General features: G+C 51.5%; 12 protein-coding genes. 9 read left to right on the forward strand and 3 right to left on the reverse strand.

The annotated features are described in order from the left end of the window. Positions 1-1,051, forward strand: a 1,051-nt coding sequence (locus tag D6029_RS16380; protein ID WP_208642690.1) for an RHS repeat-associated core domain-containing protein, incomplete at its 5' end; no start/stop codon positions are given. Between the two features lie 8 nt (positions 1,052-1,059). Beyond that, entirely contained in the window at positions 1,060-1,521 is a 462-nt protein-coding gene (locus D6029_RS16385; RefSeq protein WP_120065799.1) for a hypothetical protein, read from the forward strand. Positions 1,522-1,795: 274 nt separating this feature from the next. Here the strand turns inward: D6029_RS16385 and envZ are convergent, their stop codons facing one another. After that, positions 1,796-3,148, reverse strand: coding sequence for a two-component system sensor histidine kinase EnvZ (envZ, locus tag D6029_RS16390; RefSeq protein WP_120065801.1), 1,353 nt, complete (start codon positions 3,146-3,148; stop codon positions 1,796-1,798). Continuing rightward, on the reverse strand, positions 3,145-3,864 hold the full coding sequence (gene ompR / locus D6029_RS16395) for an osmolarity response regulator transcription factor OmpR (protein ID WP_001157751.1): 720 nt from the start codon (positions 3,862-3,864) through the stop codon (positions 3,145-3,147). The genes envZ and ompR overlap by 4 nt, the downstream gene beginning before the upstream one ends. A gap of 236 nt (positions 3,865-4,100) precedes the next feature. On the opposite strand from ompR, the gene greB reads away from it, so the two are divergent. From greB to feoC, 5 genes are all read left to right on the forward strand, one after another. Beyond that, a complete protein-coding gene (gene greB, locus D6029_RS16400; protein WP_120065803.1) occupies positions 4,101-4,577 on the forward strand; it encodes a transcription elongation factor GreB in 477 nt (158 codons plus the stop codon). Between the two features lie 106 nt (positions 4,578-4,683). After that, positions 4,684-7,014 carry a Tex family protein gene (locus D6029_RS16405; protein WP_120065805.1) on the forward strand — a complete coding sequence of 777 codons (2,331 nt, stop codon included), beginning with the start codon at positions 4,684-4,686 and terminating at the stop codon, positions 7,012-7,014. 497 nt (positions 7,015-7,511) lie between these two features. After that, positions 7,512-7,736, forward strand: a complete 225-nt coding sequence (feoA, locus tag D6029_RS16410; RefSeq protein WP_120065807.1) for a ferrous iron transporter A — start codon at positions 7,512-7,514, stop codon at positions 7,734-7,736. A gap of 54 nt (positions 7,737-7,790) precedes the next feature. Further along, a complete protein-coding gene (gene feoB, locus D6029_RS16415) occupies positions 7,791-10,112 on the forward strand; it encodes a Fe(2+) transporter permease subunit FeoB (protein WP_120065809.1) in 2,322 nt (773 codons plus the stop codon). 9 nt (positions 10,113-10,121) lie between these two features. Further along, positions 10,122-10,361, forward strand: coding sequence for a [Fe-S]-dependent transcriptional repressor FeoC (gene feoC, locus D6029_RS16420; RefSeq protein ID WP_120065811.1), 240 nt, complete (start codon positions 10,122-10,124; stop codon positions 10,359-10,361). Positions 10,362-10,384: 23 nt separating this feature from the next. On the opposite strand, the gene bioH is transcribed toward feoC, so the two are convergent. Then, on the reverse strand, positions 10,385-11,161 hold the full coding sequence (gene bioH / locus D6029_RS16425; RefSeq protein WP_120065813.1) for a pimeloyl-ACP methyl ester esterase BioH: 777 nt from the start codon (positions 11,159-11,161) through the stop codon (positions 10,385-10,387). Between the two features lie 38 nt (positions 11,162-11,199). On the opposite strand from bioH, the gene gntX reads away from it, so the two are divergent. Then, positions 11,200-11,871 carry a DNA utilization protein GntX gene (gntX, locus tag D6029_RS16430; RefSeq protein WP_120065815.1) on the forward strand — a complete coding sequence of 224 codons (672 nt, stop codon included), beginning with the start codon at positions 11,200-11,202 and terminating at the stop codon, positions 11,869-11,871. A gap of 58 nt (positions 11,872-11,929) precedes the next feature. Beyond that, positions 11,930-12,505, forward strand: coding sequence for a Fe-S biogenesis protein NfuA (nfuA, locus tag D6029_RS16435; protein ID WP_034460317.1), 576 nt, complete (start codon positions 11,930-11,932; stop codon positions 12,503-12,505). Positions 12,506-12,518 lie beyond the last annotated feature (13 nt).

Here is a 12,518-nt window from a genome sequence, read left to right on the forward strand (position 1 = left end):
CGGCAGCTTTGTGCCGCTGTTACGGGTGGAGCAGACCAGAGCCGAAGACAGCCACAGCACACTGGCTGAAAAGCTCGAACGTGACGCCGAAGTGACCTTCCCGCCGGTGCTGCATCAGCGGCTGAATGTCATTGAACAGGAGTTGCGTAAAAACCAGCTCAGCGACGACACGCTACAGTTCCTCAACTCCACCGGTCTGAAGGCGGAAAATCTCGCCCTGTGGCTGGAGCCGGAGCCGGAAAGTGACCGCCAAATCCATCTGTACCACTGCGACCATCTTGGCACGCCGCTGGCACTGGTCAGCACCGCAGGCACCGTCGACTGGCACATCACCCTCGACCCGTGGGGTAATGTGCTCAGTGAACACAATCCGCAGAAACTGCACCAGCCGCTCCGAATGCAGGGCCAGCAGTATGATGAAGAGTCGGGGCTGCATTACAACCGTCATCGTTATTATGATCCGGCTCAGGGACGGTATATCACTCAGGATCCGATTGGGTTAGAGGGTGGATTGAATACCTATACTTATCCACTTAACCCAATACAAGGAAAGGACCCATTAGGGTTAAGTGAATTTGGTAAGTGGGCTGGTTCTGCATTTAATTTACCACCAGAAGATATTGGTGCTGCATTAGATGCAGCAAATGGCCCGCATTATGAACCAATCTCTGGGTCCATATCTTTAGATGCGGGATATTCTGGAGATGTTTTCACTGGTGCAAACGATGCTTATGGCATTGGGATGACGACAAGTGAAATATCACCTATTCATATGGATATATGTGCATACCATACTCTTTGTGTGCACGAAGGTGTTGGGGCTGCTGCTGGATATGGTGCAACAGGGACAATATCTGAAAGTCCAATGTCAACAGGAATGGGGAGCGCAGCTGGATATATGGCAACCGGTGGTTGGTTAGCGAAATTCACTATTTCTGGCACACAGGATAGCAGTGGGAACATTTCTGCTTCAGTAGGTTTTGGGCCTGGTGAAGGTGCTTTTGTTGGCAAAATTACCTGTAACCAGTCAACAAAATGTCTTTTTGATTAGGAATGAAAATGAAAAATAATATCTTGAGCTCTCTTATTCTGATTGTGATTTTATTCAACACCTCAGGCTGTGACGACAAAAACATAAAAGAGGTTCAAATTAAAATACAAACCATACAAACTAATTACAATACTAAAAATTTCGATGAAATATACAACCAGTCTTCTGATGAGTTTAAAAAAGTATCAGACAGAGATGGGTTTGTGAAGTTTTTACAAGAGAAGTTTTCATTATTAGGTAAGTTCAAAAGCTCAAAGATTTTATTTAAAAATGAAAAAAATGAGGATATTGTAAACATTACTTACTTATCTACTTATGAGAGATACACTCTAGCTGAAGATTATACTTTCAAAGATGAAAAAAATGGACGTGGTTTTAGACTTCTTCAATATACTGTAGATACGGGTGGGAAAATAGTTCCCGTAACAAAAACAGGAAGTTCCGTAAGAATAGATATTTCTACTAATTGATGATAGAAGATGATTCGATATATGCCATTTCTAATCGCTAATAGTTGTACCGGCTCAGTCATTATATGCATGGCGAATATTAGCTCTGCTGATATTAATCTGAACAGGTAAAAACATGAAAGTTAGAATAAAATGATTCCTTAAGATAGAAAAATTTTATTAGCATGTGCTAAACAGTTTTTTACTAAATGTTGAACATAACGTAGGATCTAAATCTGTATTATTGGGTGGCAAAAAAGTGCTTCTACTCAATCGTAAAAGCACTTTTCATTGGTCACTCTTTAGCAACTGTTTGAACCGTCCGAGCTACAGGCACCGGCAAATAGGCCCGGATCCGTAAACCGCCCCGCTCGCTCACACCGATATCCAACAATCCGTTATGGTTGTCGATAATGCGCTGCACAATCGCCAGGCCCAATCCGGTGCCGCTGGTAGTACGTGCACTGTCACCACGCACAAACGGCTGGAACAGGTGTTTAAGCTGCTCAGGCTTAATGCCCGGGCCGTCATCTTCCACCTGGAACCAGGCGCGGTTTAGCTCGCCGCCACTGCTGACTTTAATCCAACCATTCCCGTAACGCGCCGCATTCACCACCATATTGGCGACGGCTCGTTTGATGGATAACGGGTGAATATTCACCAGCAATTCACCGGCTTGCATGTCGGTATCGATTTCGCGTTCATAACCGCTTTCAGCAGCCACCACTTCGCCCAACACCGTGTTGAGATCGGCGGTTTCCAGCGGCATTTCTTGCCCGGTGCGCAGGTAATCGATGAACTGCTCGATGATCGCATTACACTCTTCGATATCTTTATTAATCGATTCAGAGAGATAACCATCTTCTTCGCTCATCATCTCTGTTGCCAGGCGAATACGAGTCAGCGGCGTACGCAAATCATGGCTCACACCCGCCATTAGCAGAGTTCGGTCATCGGCCAGTTGCTTCACCCCGGCGGCCATATGGTTGAACGCTCGCGTTACAGAGCGCACTTCTGAAGCACCATATTCGCGTAATGGCGGCGGAATAATCCCTTTACCCACCTGCAAAGCGGCGTGTTCCAGGTCAACCAAGGGTCGGTTCTGAATACGAATAAACAGCCACGCGCCGCCTATCGCCAATAGCATAATCGCCAGCGTATAGCGGAACAGCGGCGAGAAGTCGCCCTGGTGGATTTCAGTCAGCGGAACGCGAACCCAGATATTTGGCGACAGCCAAGTCTTGAGCCACACAACCGGCGAGCTTTTGTTGACCTCAACACGCACTTCCGTCGGGCCGCCCAACTGCTGCGCCATTTGATGGCTTAAGAATTCATAGTGCTGCGCCCAGCGCAAGCCCGCGTCTTCCGCCGCTTCATTGGAATAAAGAGAGATTCCCAACTCACGGTAGATTTCCCGCCGAAATGCCGGTGGAACCACCAGTTGCGTGCCATCTTCGAGTTGCAGTTTATCGGTCATCAGCATACGAACTTCGTAAGCCAGCACCTTATTAAACTGCTGTAAACTCGGCAAAATGGCGAAGTTAAGCACCACGAGGTAGGTCGTCACCAGGCTGACAAACAGCAAGGTGACGATCAGTAACAGCGTGCGGGCAAACGAGCTTCTGGGGGAGAAGCGGACTCGCCTCATGCCTTGGAACCGTCCGGCACGAATACGTAGCCCAGGCCCCATACGGTCTGGATGTAGCGTGGATGTGCAGGATCTTCTTCGACCATGCGGCGCAGGCGAGAAATCTGTACGTCGATTGAGCGTTCCATCGCACTGTATTCACGGCCACGCGCCAGGTTCATCAGCTTATCGCGCGACAACGGCTCGCGCGGGTGGCTCACTAGCGCTTTTAGCACCGCAAACTCGCCGCTGGTTAATGGCATAGGCTCATCTTCACGGAACATCTCGCGGGTGCCGAGGTTCAGTTTAAACTTACCAAACGCGATAACCGCTTCTTCCTGCGAAGGTGCACCCGGCAGTTCATTGGCCTGGCGGCGCAGAACCGCGCGGATACGTGCTAACAGTTCGCGTGGGTTAAACGGTTTTGGAATGTAGTCATCAGCACCAATTTCCAGCCCAACGATACGGTCAACTTCTTCGCCTTTCGCTGTGACCATAATGATTGGCATTGGGTTGCTTTGGCTGCGCAAACGGCGGCAAATAGACAGGCCATCTTCACCCGGCAGCATTAAATCAAGCACCATCAGGTGGAAGGATTCACGGGTTAACAGGCGATCCATCTGTTCTGCGTTAGCAACGCTACGGACCTGGAAGCCTTGTTCGGTGAGGTAACGCTCTAACAGCGCACGTAGACGCATGTCGTCATCCACAACCAGAATCTTATAATTCTCTTGCATTCTTATACTCCCAAAGGCTCGAACAGTGAGTGCGTATTCTTAAAAAACTGCGGCGTTACGACCAGTCAAATCTGGTATATATTCTAGTCGAAATTGTTACAAAGCATATTAAACAGATGGTTATAGGCACTTTTTAACACAGAATAATGACTTACTTCGCAAATCGACAGGATTGCCATCACCCTGATATTTCGGTTTAAATCATCTTTATAGATACCCACGTTCAAGGCTTGATAATGAAAACGCCCTTAATTACCCGCGAAGGCTATGAAAAGCTCAAACAAGAAAAGGACACCTTGTGGCGTGAAGAACGTCCAGAGGTGACGAAAAAGGTCACCTGGGCCGCAAGTCTTGGCGATCGCAGTGAAAATGCCGACTACCAGTACAACAAAAAACGGCTGCGAGAAATAGATCGAAGAGTGCGATATCTCACGAAATGTCTCGAACAGCTGAAAATTGTCGACTATTCGCCGCAACAAGAAGGGAAAGTGTTCTTTGGCGCGTGGGTTGAGATTGAAAACGATGCCGGAAACCAGATGCGTTTTCGCATCGTCGGTTATGACGAGATCTTTGGTCGCAACGATTACATCTCTATCGATTCACCGATGGCGCGCGCACTGCTGAAAAAGGAAGTGGGCGACCTCGCCATTGTGCAAACACCTGCCGGTGAAGCGCAGTGGTACGTGAATGAAATCGAATATGTAAAACAATAACAGAACTGTCCGATTCATCACCTCTCGGGCGCGGTGGCTGGCATTTTTGGCCTCCAATCCGTATAACTACACCCCTGATATGTCAGTCTACACAGATGAAAAAACCATGATGAATGATTCACTCTGCCGCATTATTGCCAGCGAGCTTAAGGCCAGAAATGAACAGGTTGATGCCGCCGTTCGCCTGCTGGATGAAGGGAATACCGTGCCGTTTATTGCACGTTATCGTAAGGAAGTCACCGGCGGTCTGGACGACACGCAACTGCGTCAACTGGAAACTCGTCTGGGCTATCTACGCGAATTAGAAGACCGTCGCCAGACGATCCTCAAGTCCATTACCGAACAAGGTAAACTGACCGACGAACTCGCCGCAGCCATCAATGGCACGCTGAGCAAAACCGAGCTCGAAGACCTCTATTTACCGTATAAACAAAAGCGCCGTACTCGCGGGCAGATTGCTATCGAAGCAGGCCTGGAGCCGCTGGCTGAGCTGCTATGGAATGACCCGTCGCATACGCCGGAAGAAGCCGCGGCGAGTTATGTTGACGCCGACAAAGGCGTTGCTGACACCAAAGCTGCACTCGATGGCGCACGCTATATTCTGATGGAGCGCTTTGCTGAAGATGCGGCGCTGCTCGCAAAAGTGCGTAACTACTTGTGGAAAAACGCACATCTGGTCGCCAACGTGGTTGCGGGTAAAGAGGAAGAAGGCGCGAAATTCCGTGACTACTTCGACCATCACGAACCGATTGCTACCGCCCCTTCTCACCGCGCGCTGGCAATGTTCCGTGGCCGCAACGAAGGCATTTTGCAGCTCGCACTGAATGCCGATCCGCAGCACGAAGAGCCGCCGCGCGAAAGCTACTGCGAACAACTGATTATCGACCATCTCGGTTTGCACCTGAACAACGCGCCAGCAGACGCCTGGCGTCGTGCAGTCGTGAGCTGGACATGGCGTATCAAAGTGCTGATGCACCTTGAAACCGAGCTGATGGGCACCGTGCGCGAGCGCGCCGAAGACGAAGCGATTAATGTTTTCGCCCGTAACCTCCATGATTTGCTGATGGCCGCTCCGGCTGGCCTGCGCGCCACCATGGGCCTTGATCCAGGCTTGCGTACCGGCGTAAAAGTGGCGGTGGTAGATTCCACCGGCAAACTGGTCGCCACCGACACAATTTATCCGCACACCGGGCAAGCCGCGAAAGCCGCTGTCGCCGTGGCGGCGCTATGCGAAAAACACAACGTTGAATTAGTGGCTATCGGCAACGGCACCGCATCGCGTGAAACCGAACGCTTCTTCCTCGATGTTCAGGAACAATTCCCGAAAGTCACCGCGCAGAAAGTGATTGTCAGCGAAGCGGGCGCATCCGTGTATTCGGCGTCCGAACTGGCGGCACTGGAATTCCCGGACCTCGATGTTTCGATTCGCGGCGCGGTTTCCATCGCTCGTCGCCTGCAAGATCCACTGGCAGAACTGGTGAAAATCGACCCGAAATCTATCGGTGTCGGCCAGTATCAGCACGATGTCAGCCAGTCGCAGCTGGCGAAGAAACTGGATGCAGTCGTCGAAGACTGCGTAAACGCCGTCGGCGTGGACCTGAACACCGCTTCAGTGCCGTTGTTAACCCGCGTCGCGGGCTTAACACGCATGATGGCGCAGAACATCGTCAACTGGCGTGATGAAAATGGCCGTTTCCAGAACCGCCAACAATTGCTGAAAGTCAGCCGCTTAGGGCCGAAAGCCTTCGAGCAGTGCGCGGGCTTCTTGCGTATTAACCACGGCGATAACCCGCTGGATGCCTCCACCGTTCACCCGGAAGCGTACCCAATTGTGGAACGTATTCTGGCGGCGACCGAACAAGCGTTACAAGATTTGATGGGCAATGGCGAAGCACTGCGCGGCCTGAGCCCACGCGATTTCACCGATGAACGCTTCGGTGTGCCGACGGTGACCGATATCATCAAAGAGCTGGAAAAACCAGGCCGCGACCCGCGCCCTGAGTTTAAAACCGCGAAGTTCGCTGATGGCGTAGAAACCATGAATGACCTGACGCCTGGCATGGTGCTGGAAGGTGCCGTCACTAACGTGACCAACTTCGGTGCGTTTGTCGATATCGGCGTACATCAGGATGGTTTGGTCCACATCTCCTCGCTTTCCGACAAGTTCATCGACGACCCGCACAAAGTGGTGAAAGCCGGTGACATCGTCAAAGTGAAAGTGATGGAAGTGGATCTGGCGCGTAAGCGTATTGCCCTGACCATGCGTCTGGACGAGCAACCGGGTGAAACCACGCGCCGTAGCAGCGCACCGCGTGAGCAAAACGAGCGCCGCCCGGCACAACAGCAGAAACCTCGCGGGCGCGACAACGCCAGCAGCAGTAGCGCAGGCAACAGCGCGATGAGTGATGCTCTGGCAGCGGCATTTAAAAAACGCTAAATCTGAATTGCCCTCTCCTTTTACCGGGAGAGGGTTCAGCAAAACTCACAGTCATTCCCCCGGTCCAGATTCAGCACAATTTTCCTGTTTTATTCCAAAGGCGGATTAATAACAATTAATGATCATCCTAACTGATTCATCCAAAATAGAATGAGTTTGTTTTAGATCAATTTTCGCAACAATTTAAATACCACGTATATATTTATCAAATATGTAACAAATGAAATATCGTGACAACATTAACAGAGATAAAATAATAAAATCAGCAATCAAAAACAAATATAACTTATTGTTATTTATGAGATAGTAATAAATTAATGTTACAAAGCAGGTTTCTAAAATAAACAAACCCCTCCCGTTTAATAATTCAGAACGACATATTCGTCACAAAAATAATTATTGAAGACGGAAACCATTCTCATTATCATTGTTTTGTTCGTTATTTCTCCTCTTTAGCCAAAATCATTCTCATAGAGTTAAAGCTCTAAGAAGGTTGCATGCGATTCTCACCAAGCACTACGTGGAAAATTACCGGCTTTGCCCGCGAAATTAGCCCGTCATATCGCCAGAAATTATTATCGCTCGGTATGTTACCAGGCTCTTCGTTCAACGTTGTCCGCGTCGCACCTTTAGGCGACCCGATTCATATCGAAACACGCCGTGTCAGTCTGGTGCTGCGTAAAAAAGATCTCGAACTTCTGCACGTTGAAGCCATTGCCTGATTGGCGGGGTGAGCGTTCGCGCTCGTTGCTATTTTCTTTAAGTTCACGAATAAAATGAAAAAATTAACCATCGGCTTAATCGGTAACCCTAACTCCGGGAAAACCACCTTATTCAACCAGCTCACCGGCTCACGCCAGCGTGTTGGTAACTGGGCGGGCGTTACGGTAGAACGTAAAGAAGGTCAGTTTTCCACGCTGGCACACCAGGTCACTCTGGTCGACTTGCCGGGCACATACTCGCTGACCACTATTTCATCGCAAACTTCTCTCGACGAACAAATCGCCTGCCATTACATCCTGAGTGGCGATGCAGACCTACTGATTAACGTGGTTGATGCCTCAAACCTTGAGCGAAATCTTTACCTGACCGTTCAACTTCTTGAGCTGGGTATTCCGTGCGTCGTGGCGCTCAACATGCTCGACATCGCCGAGAAACAAGATATCCGCATTGATATCGACGCACTCGCCGCACGCCTGGGCTGCCCAGTGGTTCCACTAGTTTCGACCCGTGCGCGTGGTATGGAAGGCCTCAAGTTAGCTATCGATCGCCGTCAGCCAAATACGCAAACTGATTTAGTGCTTTACCCGCCGCGCCTGGTAGAAGAAGCAGAGAATTTGGCGGCGGAAATGCCAGCCGACATGCCAGAACAACAGCGCCGCTGGTTGGCTCTGCAAATGCTTGAAGGTGATATTTACAGCCGTGAATATGCCGGGCATGCCACCGATAAACTGGATGCCATTCGCGCCCAACTGGCCGAAGAAAATGAAGATCCCGCTCTGCTGATTGCGGATGCCCGTTACCAAACCATCGCCGCCATTTGTGATTCCATCAGCAACAGCCTGACTGCTGAACCGCATCGTTTAACCGCGATGATGGATAAAATTATCCTCAACCGCTTCCTCGGTTTGCCGGTTTTCCTGCTGGTGATGTACGTGATGTTCTTGCTGGCGATTAACATCGGCGGCGCATTACAGCCTATTTTCGACGGCGGCTCTGCGGCCATCTTTATTCACGGTATTCAGTGGATTGGCGCAACGCTGCACTTTCCAAGCTGGTTGACGATTTTCCTCGCCCAGGGGATTGGTGGCGGTATCAACACCGTGCTGCCGCTGGTGCCGCAAATCGGCATGATGTACCTGTTCCTGTCGTTCCTTGAAGACTCCGGTTACATGGCTCGCGCCGCGTTCGTTATGGACCGTCTGATGCAGTCCCTCGGTTTGCCGGGCAAATCATTCGTGCCGTTGATCGTCGGCTTCGGCTGTAACGTGCCGTCGGTAATGGGCGCGCGTACCCTTGATGCCCCGCGTGAACGCCTGATGACCATCATGATGGCGCCGTTTATGTCCTGCGGTGCGCGTCTGGCGATTTTTGCGGTGTTTGCCGCAGCATTCTTCGGGCAGCAAGGCGCGTTAGTCGTCTTCTCGCTGTACATTCTTGGCATCGTGATGGCGATTCTGACTGGCCTGATGCTCAAGCACACCATCATGCGTGGTGAAGCAACGCCGTTTGTGATGGAACTGCCGGTCTATCACGTTCCGCATCTGAAAAGCCTGTTGCTGCAAACCTGGCAGCGCCTGAAAGGCTTCGTGCTGCGTGCCGGTAAAGTTATCGTCATCGTGAGTATTTTCATTGGCGCGCTGAATAGCTTCTCGTTCAGCGGCAAAGAAGTCGACAACATCAATGACTCGGCGCTGGCCTCCGTCAGCCGCGTCCTGACCCCGCTGTTGAAGCCGATTGGCGTACATGAAGACAACTGGCAAGCGACCGTTGGCCTGTTCACCGGGGCAATGGCGAAAGAAGTGGTTGTCGGCACACTCAACACGCTCTACACCGCTGAAGACATGCACGAAGAACCGTTTGATGCGGCAAGTTTTAGCCTGACCGATGAACTCGGTGCCGCCGCTGGTGAAACCTGGCAGAGCCTGAAAGACACTTTCAGTCTGAGCGTTCTTGCCAACCCAATCGAAGCCAGTAAAGGCGACGGCGAGATGGCAAGCGGTGCAATGGGCGTAATGAGCAGCAAATTTGGCAGCCCGGCCGCGGCCTACAGCTACCTGATTTTCGTTCTGCTCTACATTCCATGTATTTCGGTGATGGGCGCAGTGGCCCGAGAATCAAGCCGTGGCTGGATGATGTTCTCTGTGCTGTGGGGGTTAAACATCGCCTACTCACTTTCCACGCTTTACTACCAGACCGTGACGTTCAGCGCCCATCCGCAATTCAGCCTCGTCTGCATTCTGGCGGTGGTGTTGTTCAACGTGCTGTTGATTGGCGGCCTGCGCCGCGCGCGTAGCCGTGTAGATGTCAGCATTATGTCTACCCGTAAAACAGTCACCGCGCCTTGCTGTAAAAGCAGCGCTGGCGACTGCCACTAAGGAGAGGTTATGGCGAGTTTAATTGAGATTCGTGATGCGCTGGCCCTACAAGGCCGCCTGGATGCGACGCAAATTAGCCAACAGCTCGCCACGCCTTTGCCGCTGGTGAACGCCATGCTTAGCCGCCTTGAAGCAATGGGCAAAGCGATGCGCGTCACCGAAGACCCGAGTGATTGCCTGACCGGCAGCTGTAAAAGCTGCCCGGAAGGGAAAAAATGCGTTCGGGAAGTGTGGGCGCTGAAGGCGTAAATGTTTCAAATGGTGGATGACGCCTACGGCTTCTCCACCCTACAAAATTCTTCAACCACCTGGCAAAATTCCTGCGGATGGGAAATAAACGGCGCGTGGGCGGCCTTAGGGAAAATCACCGCTTTGCTTTGCTGCCAACGTTCATCCAGTAACCCCGCAATTTTGCGCGGCACCAGCCCATCAAGATGCCCATATAAGCGCAAGAACGGCACAGTAATCTGGCTCAACGGCTCGCGTAAATCTGCCGTTTTCAGGATTTCCAGGCCGCCGTTTAGCACCTCAACGCTCGGCATCGGCAGCTCCAACACCACCGCTTTCAGGCGACGAGCATCCTGGCGGGCAGTTTCTGTACCCAACGTTTGCAACGCCAGAAAACGCTCCACGGTACGCTGAAAATCTTCGCTCAACTGATGCTGGAAGTTCGCCAGCACTTCCGGTTTGATTCCCGGCCAGTCGTCGTTTGCGGCAAAACAGGGGGACGATGCAACGGTGATTAACCCGTTTACGCGCTCGGGATTGCGCAATGCGATTTGGCTTGCCACCAGCCCGCCTAAACTCCAGCCCAGCCACATCGCCTTTTCAGGCGCTTGCGTCAAAACAACTTCAGCCATCTGTTCAAGCGTCAGCGCGCCGAAATCCTGGCTGCGACCATAGCCCGGCAAATCGACCAGATGAAGGCGAAAATGCGAGCCGAGTTCCTCGCTAATGCAATGCCACACTTCCGCGTTCAGTCCCCATCCGTGCAGCAGCACAAGATCGACTTTTCCTTCACCTTTTGTCTGCCACCAAAGCTTGCTCATCAGTTACTGTTCTCATTTTTCTACGCAAGGAAGCGAATATGCTAACAATCCCAGGGTTGTGTTGGCTATGCCGGATGCCACTCGCATGCGCACATTGGGGAATTTGTTCATGCTGCGCCAAAGCATTACCGCCCCCACCGCCCTGTTGCCCGTGCTGCGGATTACCCAGCGCCAATACGCGCGTGGCCTGTGGTCGCTGCCTGCAAAAACCACCCATGTGGGATTCGCTGCTGTTCGTCACCGATTATTGCCCGCCGTTAAATCATCTCGTTCAGCGTTTTAAATTTAACGCCACCGTCGCGCTGGCTCCGGCCCTGGCGCGTTTACTGCTGCTGAAAGTACTGGCGACTCGAAGCCAGAAAGCGGATTGCATTGTCAGCGTTCCACTGCATTCGCGCCGCGCATGGCGACGGGGTTTTAATCAAAGTGATCTACTGGCAAGCCGCCTTGCGCGTTGGCTGCAATGTGACTATTTTCCTAAAGGAATCAGGCGGATTCGCGCCACACCGACACAGCTCCAGCTCACCGCCCGAATGCGGCGAAATAACCTTAAAGGGGCTTTCAGGGTTGATTTTCCCGTGGCAGGCCGCCATATAATTATTGTGGATGATGTCGTCACGACGGGCAGTACGGTGGCGGAAATTGCGCGGCTGCTGAAAAAGCAGGGCGCGGCGACTATCCAGGTGTGGTGCCTTTGTCGAACCTTGTAGACCCTCGATGATGGGCGTATTATAACCGACTAAAATAGTCAACTATTGAGCAATCGTTATGATCCGTATTTCCGATACAGCACAATCCCACTTTGCCAAACTGCTGGCAGGTCAGGAAGAAGGGACGCAAATTCGCGTATTCGTCATCAATCCTGGTACTCCAAATGCGGAGTGCGGGGTTTCATACTGTCCGCCGGATGCGGTAGAAGCGTCAGATACTGCACTGAAGTTCGAGCAGTTGACCGCGTATGTCGATGAGTTGAGCGCACCTTATCTTGAAGATGCCGAAATTGATTTTGTTACCGACCAGCTCGGTTCCCAACTGACGCTGAAAGCACCTAACGCCAAAATGCGTAAAGTGTCTGACGATGCGCCACTGATGGAACGCGTTGAATACATGCTGCAAGCGACGGTTAACCCGCAGCTGGCAGGCCACGGCGGCCGTGTGACGCTGATGGAAATTACCGACGAAGGTTTTGCGATTCTGCAATTCGGCGGCGGCTGCAACGGCTGTTCAATGGTCGATGTGACCCTGAAAGAAGGCATCGAGAAACAGCTGCTGGCTGAATTCCCGGAACTGAAAGGCGTTCGCGATTTGACCGAACACCAACGTGGTGAGCACTCTTACTACTGATTTTCACCCTCAC

This window comes from Buttiauxella izardii (assembly GCF_003601925.1).
GTDB lineage: Bacteria > Pseudomonadota > Gammaproteobacteria > Enterobacterales > Enterobacteriaceae > Buttiauxella > Buttiauxella izardii.